This is a genomic window from Leptospira bouyouniensis (assembly GCF_004769525.1).
GTDB classification, from domain to species: domain Bacteria; phylum Spirochaetota; class Leptospiria; order Leptospirales; family Leptospiraceae; genus Leptospira_A; species Leptospira_A bouyouniensis.
The window spans coordinates 35,275-58,963 of the sequence record NZ_RQFT01000002.1 but is presented as its reverse complement, the minus strand read 5'-3'; the positions used below and the strand labels follow the sequence as shown (position 1 = coordinate 58,963).

The following is a 23,689-nucleotide window of genomic DNA, read 5'->3' as shown; positions in this document are numbered from 1 at the left end:
AGAACAGACCTGACCCATAGTTATACACAGAACAATCGGACTCAGTTTGTAAAATCGTATGAATTTTTGAATCATATTTCTTGATGTTCTCTGAAATCGTCTGTATATTCTGTTAGAAAGTTATGTCTGACGACACTTTCATTGTAGGCGGGACCCGTCGAGTCAGTGATCTTTACATAATTATCTTTTGTTTTATCCTCTCCTGGATAACTCACAAGATCCGCAACATCCTTACTATTATAAGTATCTATCCAGGAATTTACCACAGAATTCAAAATCATATCATGTACGCCACCATAGGTTTGCACATTTAGATTCTCTAATTTTTCAAGATCGATTGCTTTGGATTTCAGCCCTGCACTTATAGCTCTTGCGACATTAAAAGCACCAGCACTATGGCCAATCAAAGTTCCACCTTCCGTGAACGCCCCTGCAGAAATAAACTTTTGAATGGATTCAATCACAGATTGACTTCCAAAATATCCATTTGTCGCAGGGTTGTAACTTCCTTGTACAACGTCTTTCGCATTATTTGCCAGATTGTCATCCTTAAATATATGAAACGTCGGAATTACCGCTTCTCTTGGCGATTCTTGGTTGCGAATTGCCGTAGTCGCTTGGTACATTTGAATGGCATCCAAACCTTGGTTGTCCATTCCATTCACTGTTACCTGTGCATTGTGGATATTGTTCTTGGTGATATATTCTTCAATTTTGCCTTGAGGAATCACCCTTAACCTTCCCTCCGGATCAGATGTAATCGCATCCCCATGATTCAATGTCACCCAGTCTGCTGGATCGGAAGTGGCATCCCAGACTTCAAAAGTTTTCTTCCGATAAGTATATCCATTTTCATCCGTTACCAGTTTTTCGGTGACCTTTTGCATATTCACTGCTGGAGATCCGTCTTTGTTATAACCGGATAGTTTCTGCTCATAAATTACTTCCGGATTTAAAGGACTTGTAAAATAACCTCCAGGATACTGGAGCGTGACAGGAGGCTTAATAGAGATAATTTCCCAACCCAATTTTTCTGGACCGGAAAGATCACCTGGGGTTCCCACTAAATCTTCCCGATTTGCGACATTCGATGACTCTTCTTTCATCATTTTAATGATAAGTTCTGCCTTAGCCTTTTCCGCTGCTGCCTTACGTATATCTCCTAGACTCTCCAATCCATTTGCTGCCCGATCAATGTTACTTGGGATATAAAACTTAGTAACAGTCTTTATTTCATTTGGATTTTTAATCCCGTTTAGATCTGCAATTTGTTGCCAAGTATATTCTGTGCCATTATTCAAGTTAAAAGCATTAACTTGCTTATAGAGAAATAACTTATCGTTAGGATCTATTACAAACTCTTCCAATTGAAATAAATCACTATTGTCGATCGTTGAGCCAAATGGAGGAAAAAACATTTTCTTATCTGCAGGAATTATAGATGATCCAGCAGAATTACCGGGGCTTGGCCCCGCAGTATCGTAAGGCGTATTGTAAAACATCAGCTCAGCATAGGTAAAGTTTGTTCCAAACTTCGCATTGTATGCTTCTAACTTGGCCTTGGTATCTGCGATACTTTTGAATGTAAATTGTGCATCAATATAAGTTCCACCAGGTCCAATGTTGGGATCCTTCATACTTAGTCCGGGGGAAGCTCCACCACCAGCACCGTCTAAAGGAACACCCCCTCTATCAGTTATGGTTGTTTCGCCATCCACTGGCTGATCTTGATCAGACTCGGTTTCCCCATCTAAAAGCGCATCTTCCTCTTCCTCCCTTCTTCCAATGGTGAAGAGATACGCACCAAGCATACCTGATAAACCTAAGGCTGCAAGGTCAGCTGGATACGAATTCAAGAAATCAACAAATCCATTGACTTCATCAATAGCAAGACCTGCCGTTAAATCAGCAAATGCCTCAGGGCTCACACCAAATGTGAGAGGATTTGTTAAGTCGATGGAATTGATGAGTTCTTCTGGGGTTGAACCATTGATAGTCGTGTTTCCATTCGAATCAACTGAAACCTGTTCACCGTTTATTTCTGTGGAAACACTAACACCGTCGGGGCCAATTTGAACTTCCGATGTTCCATCAGTTGCAACAATCGTTGTTGCTTCACCAGTTCCAAAACTTACTTCATAGGAACCACCTGGGTTTACGGAAGTTACATTTCCTGATATTTCACCATCCCCATTTACATTCACGATAGCCTCAGTAGACCCAGTAGTTGTAGTGACTGTTACTCCATCTGGGCCTATTACAGCATTTGTATTTCCATTCGTTACTGTGACTGTAGTGGCTTGTCCAGTTCCAAAACTTACATCATAAGTTCCACCTGGTCCATTATTGAGATTTATATCTCCTGTGATATTTCCATTGGTATCGACGCCAACATTTGAAGTAACATTGCCAACATTTGTTGAGATTTCAACGCCCCCAGTGCCAATTGATACATTTGTCCCAGTTCCAACGCCTACATTAGTGACAATTCCCACTTCAGTAGCTTGGCCATCTCCAAAACTGACTTCGAAGCCTGTTGCAGGATTAAAAGGAACTGTTACCACTCCTGTAGTATTTCCTCCTGGACCAATATTAACACCCACGGTTGGACCTGCTGGGCTTCCCAATGCTAAACCTATTTGCGCAGAAAGTGAGCCTGTCGGATCTACACTCAAACCAGCTGCAATGCCACCAGCATTTATTCCAATAGCGGCACCAAAATTCCCTTCATTTTCAGAAATATGCAATCCCAGACCACCACCAGTCCCAACCATAGCGACGCCATTCACAAAACCTGCAGCCGCTCCATTATTACCACCGATTTCATATCCAGAAATTGTTTGAACAGTTGTATTTGCTGCTAATACCATCAAGGCTTCAGTCGAGGAAAGCACTGTAGAAATACCTGTAACTACTGCGGAAGAGACACCAGCAACAAAAGTTGGCACAGTGGTAGTAAAAAAAGTAGCAACGGATGATGCAACGCTAACAAAAGCGCTACCAACGGAACTTGCAATTGAACCGACGGCACTTAAAAATCCTCCTCCACTTCCTCCAGCAATCGCAGCTCCTCCACTTCCTCCAGCAATCGCAGCTCCTCCACTTCCTCCAGCAACCGCAGCTCCGCCACTTCCTCCAGCAACGGCAGCTCCGCCACCAGTTCCTCCTGCAGTGCCTACTGAGCCAACTAAACCGAAACCGCCAGTCATTACTCCTACTGCAATTACGGTCGCAATCGCGGCGACAGTCTGAACAACCTGCATTGTCTTTTTTCTTTCTGCTTCTTTTTTTGCTTTGTCGGCTTGTCGTTTATTTAAGAATGCAACGATCAAATCAGCGCTAACGGCACCACCTGTCGCATTTGAAATCGCTTGAGCAACCTGGGATTTGACATATCCTTCTGCTTGGCTTTTTGCCCACGATTGTACAGTGCCACCAGACGCAAGTGTTTCAGCTAGTGACTTCACCATCTGCGCTGTATTAGCTTGAGATATGGCACTTGCTTGAAAGGCCTCGGCACCTCTTTGATTCATTCTTGCAACATCAGTTAAACTTGAATTTAATCTAGCTGCAACTTGATTGAAACTTGAAGAAAATTGATTTGCATTTGATTGGAATTCAGTGAAAATCGTTGAGTTATTCCATGTATCAAATAATCCACCCGTATTCGAAAGTTTAATGCTTTCTGGTGCAACAACTACCGTAGAATAATTTGACATGCCTGCATCGTAACTTGATGCAGATGTAGCATCAGCACCTGCTCGAAGATTTGCTTGCCCATTATAAATAGATTGTGTTACAACAATATTTCCATTTGAATCATAGGATGCGGTTGCGCCAGCTGCAGTCAAAGAATTGTAAATTTGTGACATTCCATTCATTGTTGCATTTTCTGCGATTGTATTCATCGAATTTGCTAGTGCTAAGTTTTGAGCCCCTGTAAATGTTTTATCGAGTGAATTCATAAACTGTTGGATACTACCCAAATCGGTCAGAAATGAATTGTTTGCGGCAGTAAAAAACGAATCCGAAACTTGTGGTGTCTGCAAACCAGCAGTTTGGATCAACTTCGTGTCTAATTCTACAGTTGGTCTTTGTGGCAACACAGATAAAATTTCAGTGAGATCAGATGCTTTAGACGAAATGAAGTCTGAAAGTTCTTTTCCTGTAATACCACTACTTACGGCATTCTGAATTGCAGCAGACTTTTCACTAAGAGACGACTCAACAGTACCCCAAACCACATCACCACTTTGTTGTAGGGCGTTCATTTTGCTCAGCCAATTTGCACGAGCTTCCGAAATTCCACTCACTTCCGCATCGCGTGTTAGAGCGGCTTCTGCAAGGATGGATTCAGATTGCGCTTTCCAGGATGCATACTGACTTGCATACAAACTAACTTGGTTTTCCCAATTGGAAATGGCAGGTATAATGGCAGATTCCCATGTAGAGACCATTCCATCTAAAGAAGTCGAATAACTTCCCCAAGCAGAAGCATTCGAATCTGCATTCGCATCATAAAGAGTGAATTCTAGATTCGTACGAACACTTTCTTCTTGAAAATCTTGTGTTATGCATAGAAAAACTCCCCAATAACCGCAACCTGTCGCCCAATATGTAAAAGCATTATCCCCTACTGAACTATAGTTTTCTCCAGTGCCTCCACTACCTATGGTCACTGGATAGGGATTATAACTACTGCTAGTACCCACCATATCAATCGCAGATATGGATTGAACATATTTAAAATTCGTATTTAAACCTAATCTTTGATTTATAAAAGATTTTAATGCATTAACGTCATACCCATTATCAAAGTATGATTTTATGGCAGCAATCACAGGATCACTTAAAAAATTATTCCCTACATTCGCTGCAGATATGATATTATTTAAATCAGAAACACCGTATACCTTGCCTTGCCAGTAGGATTTGTTTGAAGCAGCTACAGACTCTTGAGCTGCCAAGTAATCCTTCAACATACCAGAGATTGTTGTTAAAGAACTTTTATTTGCAATTGCATCTTGCATTTGTGTCATTAACGATTTCAGATTTTGTCCGTCAGACGTTAGATGATTAATATCAATTATCGGTGTGCCGTTTGCATCTGTTTCGTAAAACACAGAATTTGATTGTAAGTAAGTTTGCAATTGATTCACTTTCGTACTAATTTGTGTTCTTACCGTATTCTCGTACGTTCTTAAGTTCTCCAATTGTGTTAAAAATTGAGATTCTGTCGTAGCAATTTGCGAGACTAAATTTTCATACGTTCTATCTGCACTTCCGATGGCTAGTTCATATTGGAAAAGACCATTTGCAATAGCATTCGCGTGTTCTCTTTCCCATTGTTCACGTGCAATACGTACGGCTTCTTGGGCTTGTTCAATCGCATTCTGATTTGGATTGGTTCCTAGATTTGTTTGTGTTTGAGTGGAATTTACTTCAACGGAATTATATGTCGAAAGTGTATTTGAAAGTAAAAAACTCTCTCGACGCAATTGGATAGCAGTTTCTGCCTCTTCCATCCAATTTTGTTCTAAAATTGCCTTTTGACCTTGGAGACCATTATATACATACTCTCTATATGCTTCTACAGAATTATATGCATCCGAAGTGTTTACTGCCGCGACAAATTCTGAAATTTTTGCCTCTGCAGTCTCTTGCCAATTTGTGTATAAATTATAAAGGTAAGTATTAACTAAAGTATCCCAATGTTCTACGGAGGTAGCCTGTCTATCAGCAATCGCATAGGCTTCCATCAAATCTTGGTTTTGGAATTGTTGGTTATTTAAAACTGGAACAGTTACTTGAGCAGAAAGTGAAACGAGCGGCGAGAAAAATGTTAATAAATAGGCAAAAATTAGAATGGCACTTGTATACCGCTGGTTTGACTTTTTCCAAAATAGAGAAATCCAAGTAAAATGGTTACCTTTTGCATTCAATTTTTTCATATAGTCTACCCTGCCGATTCGTCTTAATTCCAACAATTATGCCTAGCATCAGCTAACACAAAAATTTATGAAACTATAATTTTCTAATTTAGCCTGATTTTCTGTTGGATTCAAATGGTAGTTACAGTTTGCAACATTTGTTTAGATCAGGGCATAACAAGAGTATACGAATAAATTTAGTCTCGATTCCAGTCCAGCTAACTGACTTTATGACAAAATCAACTACATCCAACACTATCCAAGTCAATACCCTGCGGACCATATGGGACATAATTTGATCAATATATGCTACAATATCCCGGGTGATGAAATCTTCGGAATTAAGGAAGGTTCAATTTGGTTTTATTTCCGACAAATGCCGGTTAATTTCCTTACTCAAGACTGGGTCGTCTTCGGAAATTTTCTTCGCTTTTCTTAAATTTTCTTCAAATTTTTCTTTTAAATCAGCTTTTTTAAAAATTAAACCTAATTGTAGGTAAGATAGAGCAACAAAATTGACATTTTGAGTTGCCTTTGTATAACTCAAAATAGCTTCATCGATTTTGCCTATATTCTCTAATAATTTTCCTCGGATGTACAATATTTCTGGATTAGCGCTATCCATCGAAAGATACAACTTTGTCATCTCCAATACTTCTTCCGCTTTTTTACCACTCACAAAATTGGATTTGATAACCCACATTAATGCATTCAGATTCGAATTTTCTTTTTCATAAGCCTCCTGAAAGTAAAAGTTAGCTTTTTCAAATTCCAAATCAAAATAATGCAGTTTTCCCAACATGATTCTAGTATCTAAATAATCAGGATCGATTGAATATAATTCCTGGAATTTTTTCTTTGAAAGTTCACGTTTATTAAGCTGGAAAAATTGCATCCCTTCCACATGTAACCTAGATATTTTATCAGTATCTTTACAAGAACTGATTAAAAACAAAAAAATCAAAAAAATTAATTTTAAATCATTCATAATTGACTAAGACTAACAAGAATTAAAATACGGATTTTTTCAATGCAAATTTAACTCAATAGAATAAATATTGAACATTTTAATTCATTAAAATGGAGATGCTACCTTTTTACAAAAATACGAATTCTTGAGACAAATTGATATAAATTCATTCGCAAAAAATCCAATAATGGGATTTCATATTTTTCGCTCCATTTAATTTCCAGTTGATGACCAAAAAACACCACAAATAAATAAATCATAACCCCGATAAAAATATAAAAAAAACTGATTAGAGTATTATCAATAAATACCAACACACATAAATTCATAATAGCCAAATAAATCCAAATAGATTTTGTTAGGTGATATTTTGAGGAAATAAAAAAATATGCAAGAGGCCCCATTAATAATAATGAAATCTGGAACGGCAAATAAAGGTCTCCAGGGTAAAAAAATATAATCAAAAAAACAGAAAAAAGATATGGTATATAAAATTTATGTAGAAATGAAAAAATTTTTTCCTTCTTCCTTAAAGATAGAAATGAAGCGCCGAAAGTTGCGAATGGAAGAAAAAGAGTCATAAATTTAGATAAACCGCTTTTCGAATTAAAATCCTCCAAATAATCACTATCCTCTTCTAACCTATACCCTGTTGGTAAGCTATAGGAAGTGACAAATTTTTTTATCTTGTTTTTAAGATTAGAAGAATTTCCTTCCAATTTTACCGAAAAACTCAAAGTTCTCATTCTATTTTTATGATAAATTTTGACTGGAATCTTTTTCTCATCAATACTAACTATCGTGGATATTGGTATAAATTTATCCTTCAAATTTTTAATTCGAATTTCACTAAAATCTAATTTGGATTTTCTAAATTCCTCCGCATAACGAACTCTAACATCTATTTCCTTTTCTCCATCTATGAATTTTGTTGCTACTCCACCCTGCAATGCCAAATTTAACTCATTCCCAAAATGAGGGAGGGATACCTCCGAAACTTGAAAAAGTGATGGATCAGGCAATAGTCTTAACTCATCCCGGGAAGATTTGTAACGTAACACTAATTCAGCAACTCCATCTAGAGATCTTACTTTCTCTGCAATTTCACTCACAAGAATTTCCAATAATTCTTGATCATTACCTATTAAATCAAATGAGATCTCCTGGAAAAATGAAGAATTTTGATCAGCCGCAAAAAACAAAAATGCATCTTCCGTTGATCCTACGCCGGTTTTTATCGTTTTTATAAATTCTGCATCAGGCAAGTATCCTCTATCAAGTTCTATTAGCAATAATGTATGGGCTGGATCAATTTTACTCACAATTTGCTTTACGCCTGGAATCTTTAAAATAGATTTTTCAACTTTCAATGAAACTTCATCAGTATGAGGAAATGATGTACCTGATGGAAATTCTAAAAATGCAACTGTATCACTTTTATCAGATTCAATAGAATCGCTTAACTGAACTTTATAAAATGTATATACCCCCAAAAATATAAAAAAAATCAACGCAAGTGGTAGAATTTGTTTTTCACTTAAAATAGATTCTTCAGTTTTTGCAATAGTTTTGAACAATTTATCACTTATAAACTCAAAGCTCCTTTTATAGTATTGCATCCATCGTTGATCACTAAACTTAATCAATTTTTGAAGATTTTGCACCTTCACATTGTAAATGAAAATAACGAAATAGAAATCTAGTAAAATACATACAACTATTGACGAAAATAGGAGTATTGTAAAAAATTTTGAGACTTCATTTGAAAGAAATTTGGAAAGTATTACCGAACATAACAAGTTTAGCATTAACAAATTTAAATGATTATTTTCTTTGACTTTTAAGCGATTTGATTCTGATATAACAAAAGATCTTGCTCTAATTAATATCCAAAATAAATTTCCAAAAATTAAACCGTAACAGGTCGCCAAAGATATACTTCTAAAAAAGAATCCATACAAAAGCAAAAATCCAAAGAACACAGGTATTAAAGAAATCACATAAATTACAAAATATAAATTATACTTCTTTATCGATATAAAATACATGCTCAATGAAATTAAGATTAAAAGTTCAAGATATAGTAAATATTTTATCGTTTCAGTTAAAATTTTGGATTCATCTTGATTAAACTCTACTTTTAGATTTGCGATATTCTTTTTTTTTATTAAAGACCTTATTTCCTTAGATACTGCAACAATATCGCTAGATTCGTTTTTATAAATAAATGCGGTAACTTTTTCTTCTGCATTTAATCTTGCGCCTATATTTTCTTCACGCGGAGAAAAACTGATTTTTGCTACATCTTTCAGAAAAATAATTCGACCATCGGGAGTCACTTTTAGAGGAAGATCTCTTATTTCTAATAGATTGTTAAACCTTTCTTTTAGTTGGATGCTTAGCGATTCTTTTACGATTGACAATTTCCCCAAAGCATCATTCTGATTCTTGTCTTGTATTACTGAAACAATATCTTTAAGGCTCAGCCCATATCCTTCTAATTGTTTTGGATCACAAGCAACTTGAATTTCTCTAATTTTCCCACCTCCAATTATGACTTGACTAACCCCTTCAATTGCTTCTAAAGACCTTTTAAATGACTTTTCAACTAATTCTCTCAATTCATCTTGAGAAATTTGATTGTTTGAAAATGAAATAACCATTAAAGGTGAATTAGTTGGATCATAACGAAAGACTTGTGGTTTGTGCACTTCTCTTGGAAATTTAGAAGACACTAAATCAATTTTCTCTCTAAATTCCAATGACTTCTCTTTCAAATTAAAAGAGTTATTCATTTTGATTTGTATAAAAGCGGATCCATCTTCTGATATAGAACGCACGCTTTTTACACCACCAACGGTGGCAATCGTGCGTTCGATTGGAAACACAATCTCGTTTTCGATCTTATTTACATCGTAACCTTTTGCATCGATTCGAATTCCAAGCCCAGGATAAACTTGCTGATCAAGACGCACTAAGGAAATTTTTGAGTTGAATATAAAACCAAATAATGACATCCCCAAGGCTATCATAAAGAATAAGATAGGCCTTTTGCTCACAGAATTTGCAAAATATTTATGCAAAGGATTAATTTACCTAACTTTTTGATTCTGAAAATACACTACGGTAGGAATTACAAAAAGAGACAATATAACAGATGTCAGTAATCCACTAATTACCACGACACCTAATGGCGCTTGAAATTCAGAGCCTTTACTCAAAGTAAACACAATTGGCAACATACCAAGAATAGTCGTGGTATTGTTCATAATTATTGGACGAATCACAACTTGTGTTGCATTAAAAAGCGCAGCTTTTGGATCATTTAACTGATTCAAAAATAAATGAAAGTATTCGTAAAACAACGAAGCATTATCCACTACAACTCCCATTAAAAGAATAAATCCCATGAATGAACTTATATTTAAAGATTTCGATGTAAGGAATAATGCGGGAAAAGTACCGATGAAGATTAATGGAATAGCAATCAGCATTATTAAAGATGATCGGTAGGATTCAAATTGTCCGGCAAGTAACATGAATATAAGCAATAAAGCCAGAAGGAATGATAAAACTACGTCTTTCAATGATTCATCCAACTTTGCTTTTTCTCCTGTAGCTTCAATTTTTACCTCATCTGTTCTCGGATATGCATCAATAGTAGATTGAATTTCTCTTTTAAGATTTTTGAACATTGGATTTATACCAATTGTTAATGCATTTACTCTTAAATTTCCATTGCGATGAATTGATGTCAGATTTTCACTCTTTGAAAAAGATAAAAACTGATTTAAACTAATATTATCTCCGAATGGAGTTTGAATTCTTAGGTTACCTAACTTTTCTTCACTATTCACATTCGCTTTTGGCATTCCAATCCGCAATGGGATAGCAAGATCTTTATTATCCATTTTAGACACTGTGATTCCCTCTAATGCAATCTTAACAAAAGTACTTACATTTGTGTTTGTAAGTCCGTATTTTGCCATTTTTAACTGGTCGAAGTCCAGGTTAAATTCTATACTTTTTTCATCTAAATCTGATCGAACCCATTCTATTCCTGGTAATTTCAAAATTTTCTTTTTTAGCGCTTGTGCACTAGAATGCATTAGCTCAATGTCATCGCCTAATATTTGATATTCAATTACTTCTTTTTTTTCAGCAAGAATGTCACCAAGTATATTTTCTTTAGTCTTGAAATCGATTTGAATCTCTTTTGAACCAGAGATTTTAGATTTCAAATCATTTACAATTTCCATAGTTGACTGATTTCTTTCGTCAATAAGTAAAACTCGTAAATCTGCTTCGTTTGAATTTATAATTGCACTTGGGTTAGACCTCAAATTCTCTTCATCTCCACCTATATTTGATAAACAAGATTTCACTATTGGTTCTGCTTGAATTATTGATTCTACATATTTGACATAATCATTGAGCGCTTCAAGTTCTGTTCCCTGCGGCATTTTTATATGTATGCTTATTTCTCCTGTATCTATTCTAGGTATAAATTCCTTTTCGATGTATGGTAATAAAGATAAACTAAACGCGAACAAACTAACAAGAAGTAATAGATAATATTTTGGAGATTCTAGAACCTTTCTTAATGATTTATGGTAAATTTTTATAATCTTATCTTCATTATAAAAAGAAAATTTAGACACGATGTTTGAAGCAAATTTTCGATTGCGATAAAGTAGCCCGGCCAACAAAGGAATAAACGTTACAGCAATAAACAAACTAAAACTTAATGTTATAACAATTGCCAATGCCATTTCTCTAAAGATTATGCCAAGCGTACTCTTAATAAAAGCAATCGGAAGAAATACAATTATAGTAGTAGACGTTGCGGATACCACTGAACCTAATACCTCTTCGGTACCTTCAAGTATAGAATCCTCCAATTTCTTTCCAAGTGATAGATTTCTCTCGATAGCTGAAATCACTACGTTACTTGAATCAAATAGCATTCCAACACCTAGCGCTAATCCTCCGAGACTCATCATATTGAATCCGATCCCCAATTGGTTGAAGACTAAAAAGCTTGGCAAAAGAGTAACAGGAATTGCTAAAAGCAAAAGAGTGGGGCTTTGGAAATTTTTGAGAATTAACAAAAGAGAAACGTAAGCAAGAATGGCGCCGATGATTAAATTTATGTATAATCCATCAATTGATTCGATGATAAATATAGACTCGTCAAAGCTGATATTACCATTGACTTCATTTTTGAAAAGATCGTTAACATTGTATGTGACTTTTTTGACTTCATCTGCAAGCGCGACTGTGTTCTTTCCTGGTTCCTTATAAAGATATAAAATTACTGATTCATTCCCATTATATCGTGCTATTCCAGTTCTATCTTTATAACGTTCATAAATACTTGAAAAATCAGAAAGTCGTGTACCTCTCCCGGTATCAGATCCTCTTACCACCAAATTTCCTAAATCTAAACTTGTTTTAAATTCGCCTATTGCTCTTACTGGAAGATCTTTTTTCCCAAATGGCAATTGTCCTGCAGGATAATTTTTATTATTTGAAGAAATTAGTTGGCTCAATTCGATTGGTTGAACTTGATAAGAATTCAATCGAATTGGATCAATTTCTATGAAAACTTCCTTTTCATATCCACCGACAACTTGCACCAAAGCGATTCCATCGATTCTTTCATAATAAAGTTTAATCTTATCTTCAATCCATTGTCTCAATTTTTTTGGATCACCCAATGCTTTAGAAGCGAAAACTATCTCCATAAATGCAGAACTACTTGGATCAAATTTTGTTATCAAAGATTTGCTTGAATCATAAGGTAATTGATCTCGAATTAAGTCTAATTTTTCACGTGCCTCGAGTAATGCAAAATTCATATCTGTACCATTTTTAAAACTTAAATGTACAAAACTATATCCTTCTTTCGAAATTGATTCTACCTTTTCCACTCCTTGAATAGTTCCAACAATTTGAGAAATAGGTTTCGAGATTAGATTTTCAATTTCACCAGGAGATGAATTTAAATATGAAGTTATAATGGTTAGTTTTGGAAATTCAATATTTGGAAGCAGACTTAATGGTATATCTCTAAGTGAAATTAAACCGAATAAACATAGTCCACTAAAAAACATCAAGCTCGCAACTTGACGACGCAGTAGGACTGAAAGCACATATCTAAACATCAAATACTAGGTTTTACGCTTACACCTTCAAAAAGTCGATTTATCGGGCTAGTTATAATAACATCACCTGATTCGAGACCTTTTGAAACTATCACTCTCTCGTCTCGTTTTTCACCTATCACAACATTCTTTTTAAAAGCTCTTTTATTCTTCATGATAAATACACTTCCGTCTGAGCCATCAGTTGAAACTAGTGTTGATATAGGTATTAAAATCGCTTTTGAATCACTCCCAACAATAACTTCAGATCTAACAAAAATACCTGGCCTTAAATCTGTAATATTGCCTGCAACTTCTACTTTCACATCTGCTGTGTGAGTTTTTTGATCAACTAATGGGCTAATTTTTTTTACAATACCTTTGAATTTTAAATCTGGAAAAGAATCTGCCTTTATATTTGCTCTAAATCCAACTTTAATTTTCCCCAAGTCACCTTCATTCACAGAAAAAGCAACATATACTCCGTCATTTGATATAACGGTCATAATTGGTGCCCCTCCTCCACTTCCAGCATTTACGAGTTCCCCTTTATTTCTGCTTATCTTCGCAATAATCCCATCGATAGGAGATATTAATTGTGTTTCTTTGAGTAACATTTGAGTGGAAGAAAGGTTTACCTCATTTGACTTCATGTTTTTCGCTGCGACTTCCATTTCTGATTTCTCAATCTTCGTATTAATGTTTTTAATAAGTTCTATCTTTGATTTTTTATCTTCTGGAACTTTAAATCCAGCTGCTATTATATCTTCATCTCTAATTCCCACAAGAGACATTTCTAATTCACGACGTGCATTATTTAGGTTTACTTCTCGTGAGCTAAGTTCTAATTTTATATTTTCCAATTCCTCGTTACTGATAACTTTTTCTTCAAATAAAATTTCCTTTTTACGTGCTATCTCTTGAAACCTTTCGAATTCAGATAGTGCTTTATAATAGAGCCCCAATTTCTTATCTGCTTCCCCTAGCTTAATTTCAACATTACGCCTCGCATTTTCATATTTATCCTTTGAAAGTTGATATAACGCTTTTGATGAATCCAAAGCCGCTTGTTGTTTTGCTATATCTAACTCAAAGGATAAACTTTCTATCCTTGCTATTTTTTGTCCCTTTTTAACTTTATCCCCTTCCTTTACATTGAATTCTTCTATTCTCCCACTGACTTTTGAAAATATATCTACCTTTTCAATTGGCTCCACAATAGCTGCATAAGTCAATATAGGAGTTATAATTTCTTCCTCAATCGCAATAGTCTTTACAGGAACTACATTCCCTTCTTCTCTTAAAGATTCTTCTTTATTTTGGTTTTTATAATTTGCAAACAACTCATTTGCCGATAAATACTTTGAGTAAAAAATTCGATTAAAAAATGGAAGTTTTGTTCGCAGCTCAGCCCATGTCATATTTGAATAGGCAATGGAAATACCAAGGTATACTAAGGAGCTTATGACTATTTTAGAGAAAAAGGGAATCTTTGAGAGCGTAGCGAGTTTTTCTTTTAGCATTTGATATTCAATATAAGAAGTTTCAATTTCATTTTAAATTACTATTTTCTATTTCCTATTAGAGGTAATTTTTTGAAATTCATCAGCCATTCTAGAAACTACTTCCCGCATTTGCTCAGATTCATATAACATTTTGTTATCGAACGTTGATCTTATCATTCCTATTAAATTTCCATCCGGACTATACAAATGTAGGAATATATAATTATACTCTTTTCTTTCCAAAGTGATATCATTATTCTGAATCGAAATTGTACCTTGCAAAAACAAATCAAAGGTTTCTTTTTCCGATACTTCTTTAATTTCTTGTCTAATTAATTGTTTTTCAACAATCGGATTGTGATTCCAAAATTCTCCGGCTGCTGACCTCAGATTCAAAGGTAATTTACTATCTTCTTTTTTAGATTCCTTGAATGATTCTTGAAAGTTATAAAAATTCACTGTAAAACCTTTATGTATTAATTCAAATACTAACAATTCTTGAAAATCTTTCCCAATTGATTTAGGAATTCTAACATCCCTAGTTGTCATTGTTCCAAACAGTAATTTTTGATTTGGAGAACTGGAAACCAAAGCTGATTTAACTTGATAATTATCAAATTTACAGTTTAATATTATAACTAAATTTGAAATGATAATAACGATTAATTTAAGATTAATTTTAAAATCCTTCATTTTGCCTCCATGCTAAAATTAAAAGTTGATCTCAATGGTATGCTGTTTACATCTTTCGCAGATGTATCAACAGTTAACATATAAAATGGAAATCCAGCAGGAGTGGTATTTGATTGAAGCAAATTGAAATCCCCAGAAGTAGATGCATTCCCAAATGAACTTGATCCATTACATGATGATTCAAGTTCCGAAAAGACAAGCGTGAGAACTCGGCATCCGAAAGGAAATACTGCCTGACAATCCGACCAAGACCATGTAGACAATTGAATGACAGTACTAGGAGGAGATTGCCTTCTTAATCTAACTGCATTTATAGTAGCATTTAGATCCATATAATTTGAGAAAATTAGTCTAAAATTATCTGTATTTACATCGATGCAGGAAGCAGAATTATTTAGATTTGGTCCAGTACCGGTTCCACTATCTCCTCCTCTAAATCTATAAGAAGTAGGAGAAAGCACCGGTAAACTACTATCCCAATAACAGGATCCAATCAACCAATCGCCACCCAATGGATTGCCAACTCCAGGATAAGATGCTGGACATGTTTGTGATTCAACTCCAACTGCCTGTACAAAAGGAGCATCAGTCAGTGCACCTCCTGCCACAAAACTATATACCAATGAACCTGCTACAAATATACCGTCTTGAGTTTTCGCCCCACTACCAATTGTTATCGTATACCTTGTCCCAAAATTGAACTTTGCATCTGGAGTAAACGTAAGAGTCAGACTATCAGCAGACCATGAAAAATTTCCAGTAAAAGATGGAGAAAAACTGACATTTGATTGGGTTTGAATTTGGTCCATTGGTCTTGAAAAAGTAAAAACAATTGGAGTCACAGTTGGGTTTCCCAAGCACGCGTTAGTTACACTCGTAACAAGCAAATCAACGACTGCACCTGTTCCGGCGAGACAACTGGACAAAGTATCTGCATTTAATGAAAGATTTGTGATGGTAGGCAATAAATTTGAAGTACCAACGAAAAAACTTCCAGATACTGGTACCTGCATTCGAATTCCCTGGGAGTCTTGAGCTGTTGTTGATATTGCAATATTGATTCTTGCTTGGGAAGCAAATGGACGGTCAGGTATGATAGTCAATGTCGTATCAGACTGCCATACAAAACTTGCGGATATTGAAGGGGAAAATGAAATTGCACCCGTAGTAGTTGCTCTGTCCATCGGTCTTGTAAAATTTAAAGTTAATGAATTAGAATTTGGCGAACCCATACAAGCAGTCGTAATTGTATTCGAAAGTATATTAAGACGTGGAGCTATCCCTGCATCGCATTCTGCAATAGTGCCTGCGGATATTTGAATATTTGCAACTTCAGGAAAACTCCCAGCAGTCGTGGCTTCTCCTACTGTGAAACTTGCAGAAAATAATTCCTTTAAATCGTTCCCTTCCTTCGATTCACAATTTTTTGATAATGTATATGTATACGTTCCATAATTCCATTGTGAGCTAGGAATGAAAGTTAAGGCAAAATCACTTAGCTCATAAAATCCTTGCGTTGGCGGCGAAATTGAAAAACTTTGCACACAACTATTAATATTCATTGGTTTATTAAATAAAACTGCTATCTTTTGAGTTCTTGGTAGCCCCCTATCACCCATTCCTGGAACTGCCGAAATAATTTTTGGGGAATTATCATCTCCCAAAAATGTGAACAAACTTGCGGAACCAGGTTTACCATTTTTGCATTGATTTATAACAAGAAATAAAGTTAAGACAAGGATTTTACATATTGTTTTCATAAATTAATCTTCAAGAAAAAATTGATATTCTTTCCCTTTTTTCCCTTTATTTAGTTTTCTATTGTTTTTACTTTCTTCAGATTCCGTCTTTTTCTCACTGGAATCTATATCCAAATTTCCATCTAGCAATCTAAGTATTGAATTTCCACAATTTCGTTTTACTTCAAAGAATCGAATTTCTTGCATTGGTTTACCAATTGAAAAACTATATTCAGCTCCGGACTCTAAATAATTTGCCAGTGCATTGGTTATCTCTTCTACTGCTTTTATCATTTCAAATTCAGCTGAAACTAATTCTGTTTCTTTTGCAAAACCTTGAGAATAATTGTTTTGGACATTTTTCCACAATTCATAAAATAAATAGAATTTTGAGTTCGAAACTGAAAGAGCTAGCCAGCTTTCTTTAAACTTTTCTTTAGATTTAAAAGCTTCCGCTTGAATATTTATTTTAATTAATTTGTTGGTCCTTATCGCATCAGAAAGACCAATTTTACCTTCATATATTTTCCTTGTATATGACAGATCATCAAAAAGATTAAACGTACTGCTATTATATGCATTTTCTCCCCTTCCAACAAATTGTGGTCCAAAGCCAGGGATTCTTTGAATACCCGTACCGTCTGTCTGAACACCATAATTTGCAGATGATTGATTTGTTGTGCTACCTAATTGAGTTTGAACGGAAAAATTAAATCCATACACTTCATTCTTAACAGGTAAAACACCATTTACGTTTTCGCCATAATATCCTCCGACAGAGAATTTTGGCTTCCATCCATTTTCAGCAATTTCTTTCCTGGTCTTCAAATTTTCTATCGTTAACTTTGACTTCTTGATCTCTGGTTTATTCTCTAGAGCGAATGATTCTTCGTCTAATTCGAATTCAGGTGAATAGAAAACGTAGTCCTTGAGAAGAGAATCTTTTAAAGTAATTGGAACTTCTATTGGCAAATTGATCTGCTTTTTTAATTCAATTTCGTTTTGGGTACGTTGAGATTTTGATTTCAAAATCCCAAGCTCAAGCTCTTTTATTTTCGCATTCATTTCAACTTCTTGAATATTAGTAATAAAACCTTGCTTCTTTTCCTTCGTTATGTCTAGCCATTGTCTTTGAGCTCTTTCGTATGCTTTCTCTGCAACATACCATTTTATATCACTCGCTAACAATTTAATATATGCTTTTCTAATGTCGAAGACGATCTTTTCGCGTGCTATCTTCCAATCTTCCTGATTTAATAATTCTTGTAGTTTTGCGGATTCTATTTCCAGAGCATTTTCGCCACCATCATAAATTAATTGATTTAATTGTAAGCGAATATCATTATATTGACTATCTGGCTGATTGACGTTAGTATTTCTAAGGCCAAAATAACTTATCCCTAACCGAGGAAGATAATTTCGCCATTTTTCTGTAGCAACCATCTTAAATACTTGTCTTCTGTCCTTTAAACTAGCAAGAATCACACTGTTAGAAATTCCTATGATTTCCGCCTCTTCCATATTGATCAAAAGAGGTTCTTGGTCAAAATTCTGTTGTGCATTCAATATAAATGTAGCAAATATGAAAAAAGCGAGAATCGTGATTTTTATCGTTCTAATTGATTCGCGAAGAGTGGGCAATAAAATGTTAAACATTCCGTTTTTAGTTGTTATACTATATATCGACATTTTGAACATTTTAAGCTATTTTTTTTAATCTTTTAGGAGTTATCGGCTGCAAAACGCAAGTATTCAAATTTGACTCAAATTCATTTTCCTAATATTGCATATTTTAATTAACAAAGGATTTTTAAGATTATGCTGAATTTTCCCATAAAAATTTTGCATTATTGTCGTATAACATGAAATTTTATTTAGTTTTGATTGGGGTATTTTGAGTTTTAAAATCACCCCCTCACTCCCCTCTTCGCTTCCTTCTTCAAATACTCCACCGCTTCCATGGCAAGATATCCCGCTTTAATGATCGCACGTGGATTTTCCAAAATCCTTAACCAAGACCCAATATACTCTCGATGTTGCAACTCCCCACTAAATCCAAATTCACCGGCAAAGATAGCTGAGGATAATTCAGCGACCAATTCTTCAAAGGCATAAGAACCCATGCCTTTCGAAAAATCTCTCCGCAACCGATGTCTAGCACCCGTCCAATGACCTAACTCATGTAAGTAAGTAGACCAATAGTCAGTTTCACTTCGGAAATACTCTTTTTTAGGCATACGAATCGTATCCAAAGGGATCATGTAAGATGCTTGGTCCACCCCGAACTCTTCCCTATTGTGTTCGATCGATTGCACAAACTGATCGATTCCCGCAGCACCATCTAGAGTCGTCTTTGTTACAAACAGATCATACTCATCTTCGGGAATATTGATTTGTGCAATGTTAAAGACCGGAAACGACTTGTGAACCAGACACGATTTGTAATAGAGAGGCGCCTCCTCTCGTTCCTCTTCGCTTCCAACCACGGATTGTTTCTTTTGGGAATATACAGGAAACTTTACATGACAAGGATACAAAACTACCGTCTTTGCAACCTCGCCTGGTTTCAATGAATACCCAAGGCAATTCCATTGTTTCTCCGTGGCTCAAGCTGGATAAGTATACCCATACCGCATCAAACTGTCTGTTAGCCAGAAGGTATTGAGGAGGCCATATTGTTGCTTTGTCTTCACGTTCGTCGGAAATCCGAAACTTTGCCATGGTTTGACCCACTGTCCAAGACTACCGGACTTTAAGGCCTCCATCACATCGTATGTAATCTTCTTTAGGATCGTTTTTGCATCGTTCTCTTTCATAACAATGGATGTAATCCAGACTCCAAGAGTGTCACAATTCTCTACGAAAAATTGCCAAATCGAGTCGTTTCCTGAGAGGTAAACCATATTTGCTACCTAGGACAAATTGGAACTACGAATGTAACAAATTATTGCAAGGGATTCGGAAGAATCTTTTCTGAATGGAGGAACGTTTAGTCCTGTGAAATTAGTAAATTGATGCAAGATTGTGAGAAATAGAGAATTTGGGATGGAATGTTAATTTTTTGTTAAATTAATATTTAAACATCTTAGGCGTAAGACTTTCTCGAGCATGGCCGTAAGTCCCTAGTATACTCAGTGGATCATTAATTCCAAATCGTTTTTAATCCAGAAATTTTGTAATGTATCATTTCAGAATCTTTTGAAATCAAAGTCAGTTTATTTGAAATGCATTGCCAAATGAGCATTCGATCAAAAGGATCCTTATGAAATTCTTCCTTTAAATTATGATAAGAGGAATCATCCATTTGATTTAATTCAATTACGCTGATGTTTAATTTCTCAAGAAAATTTGGAATTTCCTAAGGTTTAAAGCCTGATAATTTTAGTTTTCCAAGTTTATATTTCAATGAAATTTCCCACAAAGAAATTGAACTTACTAAAATTTGATTATTTTGGTCTTGAATAATGCCCGAACCATTTTTGCTTTATTGCTTTGAGTCTCCAATGGTCCAAAGTAGAACATGAGTATCTAATAGAAATGATATTTATTTACTTAAAAATATATCTTCAGTGATGGAAAAATTATGATCGAATTTAATTTTGACTTTCCCATCAAGCATTCCGATTTTTCTTTTTTGATTCAGAGGAACAATCATAGCGATGGGCTTTTTGTTTTTCCCAAAAAGAATCCTTACTTTTTCTCCGTTTTTAACGTATTCAAGGACTTCGGAGAATTTTGTTTTTAATTCACCAACGGGAAAGGACTTCATACTATCTAAAAAATCACAATGTTGTCAAGTTGTCCAGTTAATTCCCTGCCCCTACTCTACCCTTCCATCAGGCCAAAACAATTTCACAGGTTTACCCGTTTTTCTGGCAAAACGAATGGTCGCCCAGGTCCCAGAGCGTTGTTTTTCAGGTCCACTCGGGAATGCCCAAAGTTCATTCGTCGCCATAACGATTGCTTGGTTTCGCTTCAGATACTCTTCCTTGGCATAACTGTGGACTAACACATCTTTTGTTTCGTATTTCTTTTGGCAAAATGCCCGTTGTTTGAGATCGGTAGGAGGATGAATGTGAATGCGGATGATCTTTGGAGTTTCTTTTTTCCCATCTAAAAGAGTTTGGTGGATTCCTTCATCCACACCAACACAATCTCCATGATGGACTTCTACCACTTCATATTGGGAAAGAAGCGAGAGAAAAGCTTCTTTTTGTTTTTCCGTAAATCCATCTCGCGAACTAGTAATTCCAATGATTAATTCTTTCATGATCTTAGATTACTATACGTATGTGACAAAGGGTGGAAAAACTTTTTCCGAAATGGATTTGGATTGGACAAAAGAACAGGAAACGAGATTGACAAATCGTATACTTGCAGGTATACTTGCCAGTAGAATTGCGGAGGATACAAAGCATGCCACAGTTGTCATTATATTTGGATCAAGATACACTCAAAAAAATTGAATTAGCTGCCAAAAAAGAAAAAGTTTCGATATCACAGTGGGTAAAAGGGAAATTGCAAAATTCCTTCGAAAAAAAATGGCCTGATCATTTTTTTCAATTATATGGTTCCATAGAGGATGATTCTTTTCAAAAGCCTGGTCCTTTACATTTTAAAAATGATAGCCCAAGAGATGCCTTTTGAATTACTTTTTAGATACAAATATTTGCATTTATTTCCTAAAAGGAAAAAATCAAAATATTGAAAATAACATAAGAAAACTGAACCCGAACAGAATTAAAATTCCATCTATCGTTAAAGCAGAACTTCTTCTAGGTGCATTAAAAAGCAAAAATCCAAAGAACAATAGAAATATAGTCTTAGATTTCTTAGATCCTTTTGAGATCATCGGGTTTAATGATATAGATTCTGAAATCTATGCTGAAATTCGTTCCAACCTAGAATTGAAAGGAATTCCAATTGGACCAAACGACCTCATTATCGCATCAATTGTTCTAAATCATAATGGTATTCTTGTCACAAATAATGAAAAAGAATTTTCAAGAATCAATTCCCTGAAATTAGAAAATTGGGTTTCATGATACTGGATTACAATTTGAAAGTTCCCATTTGAACTGCTGCGAATCAATCAACATCTCGATATCTATCTACAAAGTTTTCTGCAAATCCAGGATAGTATTTAAATAATTCATATTTTTTTGTATCTGGGTGAAATTCAAAAAGATACCTATTAACAATATCTGTTGGTTCTTTCATGTAATACACTGCAAAAGTGGAACCATGCTCCAACTCATCAAATGATGGAGGAGATTCCCAGGATCCTTTGTTATCTCTTCTGAATTTGTATCGAGGATACAACCAAACGAGAAAGTAATGCCTTCTATCAAAAAAGAATACATCCTTTTCTTTGACATTGAAAAGATAGTATAACCCAAAATAACTTGATATACCACAAGAGTATGTCCGCAATTTTAAATCATTGAATAACAATTTTCTGTATTCAGCCTTACTTGGAAGCATCACTTGATTTTGTTTGCAGTATCTGGAGAAATCTTCGATGGTCGCTTCACCGATATAATTTGATAATTTTTCAATATCTCCTGCAAGATTCGCATTTAAAAAGTCTTTTACAACAGGATGTATTTTCTCTCGCATATATCGTTTTACAGTATATGCTTCATTTTGGTAGGGACTAAGGAATGAATCGTTCTCATTTACGTAATAGAAAAGGCCAGGTTGAAATTCTTGAAATTGTGCCAAAATGACGGGAGCTTTCCCTTCTTTCCAAGAAGTTTGGCATTTCAGCAAAACTAAAACCAACGCAAGGTATTTAGATATTTCAATTTTGTCTCTCATATAAAAAAAACTTCTATTTGAAAAGTAACCACACGCTTTAAAAAGAACTTTCTTGTCTACCAAATCCCCTACCCCACCTAACTCCCAAACATAGGCCGAGGTCTCAATGTAAAATTTTCCCAAAAGATCCGATCTTGTTTTGCCAAACTCTCTGGTCCAGGGGCCGACTGGATCCGAATGCGAGTCGATGGTGCCAATTGGTTTGCCCAATGCAAAAACTCTTTCCAAACATCCAAAGGATTCTTTGTACTTATGTTATGTACTTTTGTTGTACTAAGTACAAAAGGAACTGCTGAAACTTCCGTATCTGCCTTGGATTTTTGTAAGGGAGCACTTGGTTTTGTTTCCACTGCCGGTTCGGATACGATTCCTAAGCAGTATGACAACTCACGTCTCCTTCCATCGAAGGAAAGTTGTGCGATATAGTTTCGTTTTCGAAGTTTAGAAATCATGCGAGAGATGGTATCGGGTTTTTTCCCAAGCAGTTTCGCAAAGTAGGTGTTCGATGCAAAACACCCTTTTGCCAATGTTAACGATCGAATTTCTGAAAGCAGATACTTTTCAGAAACACTCAAATCCACAAGGCATTCAATCTCCCTGGGAATCCAAATTCCTGTTCGGTTGGTTTTCATTTTTAGGTTCCTTCTTCCAAATGAACACTGACTCCGGCTACGAGCATCTGGTCGTTTATATGCCAATGCATTCATCGAACGCATACCTCCCCTACTCTACTTGCCATTGGTTTTTCAAAATGAGACAAACCTTCGGTCCAAGTAAAATCGAGAGATGGGAAAGTTCTTTCGAACGTTCCGTCGGAACTTTTTTTAGGAATTCCGAGTTAAGTCAAAACGGCTATGTGGTAGAGCCGTGTCCGGCAGTGTCCACC

The 23,689-nt window shown here is 35.4% G+C and carries 16 protein-coding genes and 1 pseudogene; 2 read left to right on the top strand and 15 right to left on the bottom strand.

Features of this window, described 5'->3' with window-relative positions; all coding sequences use genetic code 11:
* Positions 1-71 precede the first annotated feature (71 nt).
* The 13 genes and pseudogenes from EHQ43_RS01515 to EHQ43_RS01460 form a co-directional block, all read right to left on the bottom strand.
* Positions 72-5,951 (bottom strand): TIGR04388 family protein, encoded by a 5,880-nt coding sequence (locus EHQ43_RS01515; protein ID WP_135769976.1) that lies wholly within the window; start codon positions 5,949-5,951, stop codon positions 72-74.
* A gap of 331 nt (positions 5,952-6,282) precedes the next feature.
* Positions 6,283-6,918: a tetratricopeptide repeat protein gene (locus EHQ43_RS01510; protein ID WP_135769975.1), complete on the bottom strand. Its 636-nt coding sequence runs from the start codon at positions 6,916-6,918 to the stop codon at positions 6,283-6,285.
* A 101-nt stretch (positions 6,919-7,019) separates the two neighbouring features.
* Positions 7,020-9,959 carry an efflux RND transporter permease subunit gene (locus tag EHQ43_RS01505; RefSeq protein ID WP_208730838.1) on the bottom strand — a complete coding sequence of 980 codons (2,940 nt, stop codon included), beginning with the start codon at positions 9,957-9,959 and terminating at the stop codon, positions 7,020-7,022.
* A 33-nt stretch (positions 9,960-9,992) separates the two neighbouring features.
* Positions 9,993-13,055 (bottom strand): efflux RND transporter permease subunit, encoded by a 3,063-nt coding sequence (locus EHQ43_RS01500; protein ID WP_167481742.1) that lies wholly within the window; start codon positions 13,053-13,055, stop codon positions 9,993-9,995.
* Positions 13,056-13,066: 11 nt separating this feature from the next.
* Complete coding sequence (locus EHQ43_RS01495) at positions 13,067-14,569, bottom strand: efflux RND transporter periplasmic adaptor subunit (RefSeq protein WP_135769972.1); 1,503 nt, start codon at positions 14,567-14,569, stop codon at positions 13,067-13,069.
* A 48-nt stretch (positions 14,570-14,617) separates the two neighbouring features.
* Positions 14,618-15,244: a hypothetical protein gene (locus EHQ43_RS01490; RefSeq protein WP_135769971.1), complete on the bottom strand. Its 627-nt coding sequence runs from the start codon at positions 15,242-15,244 to the stop codon at positions 14,618-14,620.
* The gene (locus EHQ43_RS01485) at positions 15,241-17,004 is read right to left on the bottom strand and encodes an Ig-like domain-containing domain (RefSeq protein ID WP_135769970.1); all 1,764 of its coding nucleotides are present in this window, start codon (positions 17,002-17,004) and stop codon (positions 15,241-15,243) included. The genes EHQ43_RS01490 and EHQ43_RS01485 overlap by 4 nt, the downstream gene beginning before the upstream one ends.
* A 3-nt stretch (positions 17,005-17,007) precedes the next feature.
* Entirely contained in the window at positions 17,008-18,639 is a 1,632-nt protein-coding gene (locus tag EHQ43_RS01480) for a TolC family protein (RefSeq protein ID WP_167481741.1), read from the bottom strand.
* Between the two features lie 251 nt (positions 18,640-18,890).
* Complete coding sequence (locus tag EHQ43_RS01475; RefSeq protein ID WP_244242587.1) at positions 18,891-19,553, bottom strand: zincin-like metallopeptidase domain-containing protein; 663 nt, start codon at positions 19,551-19,553, stop codon at positions 18,891-18,893.
* A gap of 36 nt (positions 19,554-19,589) precedes the next feature.
* On the bottom strand, positions 19,590-19,886 hold the full coding sequence (locus EHQ43_RS19660; protein WP_244242586.1) for an ArdC-like ssDNA-binding domain-containing protein: 297 nt from the start codon (positions 19,884-19,886) through the stop codon (positions 19,590-19,592).
* 239 nt (positions 19,887-20,125) lie between these two features.
* Positions 20,126-20,527, bottom strand: a pseudogene (locus tag EHQ43_RS01470) (type II toxin-antitoxin system VapC family toxin).
* Positions 20,528-20,752 (bottom strand): type II toxin-antitoxin system Phd/YefM family antitoxin, encoded by a 225-nt coding sequence (locus tag EHQ43_RS01465; RefSeq protein WP_135769968.1) that lies wholly within the window; start codon positions 20,750-20,752, stop codon positions 20,528-20,530.
* Positions 20,753-20,803: 51 nt separating this feature from the next.
* Positions 20,804-21,253, bottom strand: coding sequence for a hypothetical protein (locus EHQ43_RS01460; protein ID WP_135769967.1), 450 nt, complete (start codon positions 21,251-21,253; stop codon positions 20,804-20,806).
* A gap of 146 nt (positions 21,254-21,399) precedes the next feature.
* Between EHQ43_RS01460 and EHQ43_RS01455 the strand changes: the two genes are divergently transcribed.
* The gene (locus EHQ43_RS01455) at positions 21,400-21,630 is read left to right on the top strand and encodes a ribbon-helix-helix domain-containing protein (protein ID WP_135755033.1); all 231 of its coding nucleotides are present in this window, start codon (positions 21,400-21,402) and stop codon (positions 21,628-21,630) included.
* Positions 21,627-22,028, top strand: a complete 402-nt coding sequence (gene vapC / locus EHQ43_RS01450) for a type II toxin-antitoxin system tRNA(fMet)-specific endonuclease VapC (RefSeq protein ID WP_135755032.1) — start codon at positions 21,627-21,629, stop codon at positions 22,026-22,028. The genes EHQ43_RS01455 and vapC overlap by 4 nt, the downstream gene beginning before the upstream one ends.
* A 43-nt stretch (positions 22,029-22,071) precedes the next feature.
* Here the strand turns inward: vapC and EHQ43_RS01445 are convergent, their stop codons facing one another.
* Both EHQ43_RS01445 and EHQ43_RS01440 read right to left on the bottom strand, forming a co-directional pair.
* Positions 22,072-22,803: a hypothetical protein gene (locus EHQ43_RS01445; protein WP_135769966.1), complete on the bottom strand. Its 732-nt coding sequence runs from the start codon at positions 22,801-22,803 to the stop codon at positions 22,072-22,074.
* Positions 22,804-22,880: 77 nt separating this feature from the next.
* Positions 22,881-23,435, bottom strand: a complete 555-nt coding sequence (locus EHQ43_RS01440; RefSeq protein ID WP_135769965.1) for a helix-turn-helix domain-containing protein — start codon at positions 23,433-23,435, stop codon at positions 22,881-22,883.
* Positions 23,436-23,689 lie beyond the last annotated feature (254 nt).

What these genes read in the sequence shown, in the direction of transcription:
- EHQ43_RS01515 (WP_135769976.1), bottom strand. Translation starts at nt 5,951, where the DNA reads ATGAAAAAATTGAATGCAAAAGGTAACCATTTTACTTGGATTTCTCTA.
- EHQ43_RS01510 (WP_135769975.1), bottom strand. Translation starts at nt 6,918, where the DNA reads ATGAATGATTTAAAATTAATTTTTTTGATTTTTTTGTTTTTAATCAGT.
- EHQ43_RS01495 (WP_135769972.1), bottom strand. Translation starts at nt 14,569, where the DNA reads ATGCTAAAAGAAAAACTCGCTACGCTCTCAAAGATTCCCTTTTTCTCT.
- EHQ43_RS01490 (WP_135769971.1), bottom strand. Translation starts at nt 15,244, where the DNA reads ATGAAGGATTTTAAAATTAATCTTAAATTAATCGTTATTATCATTTCA.
- EHQ43_RS01485 (WP_135769970.1), bottom strand. Translation starts at nt 17,004, where the DNA reads ATGAAAACAATATGTAAAATCCTTGTCTTAACTTTATTTCTTGTTATA.
- EHQ43_RS01480 (WP_167481741.1), bottom strand. Translation starts at nt 18,639, where the DNA reads ATGTTTAACATTTTATTGCCCACTCTTCGCGAATCAATTAGAACGATA.
- EHQ43_RS19660 (WP_244242586.1), bottom strand. Translation starts at nt 19,886, where the DNA reads ATGGTTTACCTCTCAGGAAACGACTCGATTTGGCAATTTTTCGTAGAG.
- EHQ43_RS01465 (WP_135769968.1), bottom strand. Translation starts at nt 20,752, where the DNA reads ATGAAGTCCTTTCCCGTTGGTGAATTAAAAACAAAATTCTCCGAAGTC.
- EHQ43_RS01460 (WP_135769967.1), bottom strand. Translation starts at nt 21,253, where the DNA reads ATGAAAGAATTAATCATTGGAATTACTAGTTCGCGAGATGGATTTACG.
- EHQ43_RS01455 (WP_135755033.1), top strand. Translation starts at nt 21,400, where the DNA reads ATGCCACAGTTGTCATTATATTTGGATCAAGATACACTCAAAAAAATT.
- EHQ43_RS01445 (WP_135769966.1), bottom strand. Translation starts at nt 22,803, where the DNA reads ATGAGAGACAAAATTGAAATATCTAAATACCTTGCGTTGGTTTTAGTT.
- EHQ43_RS01440 (WP_135769965.1), bottom strand. Translation starts at nt 23,435, where the DNA reads ATGAAAACCAACCGAACAGGAATTTGGATTCCCAGGGAGATTGAATGC.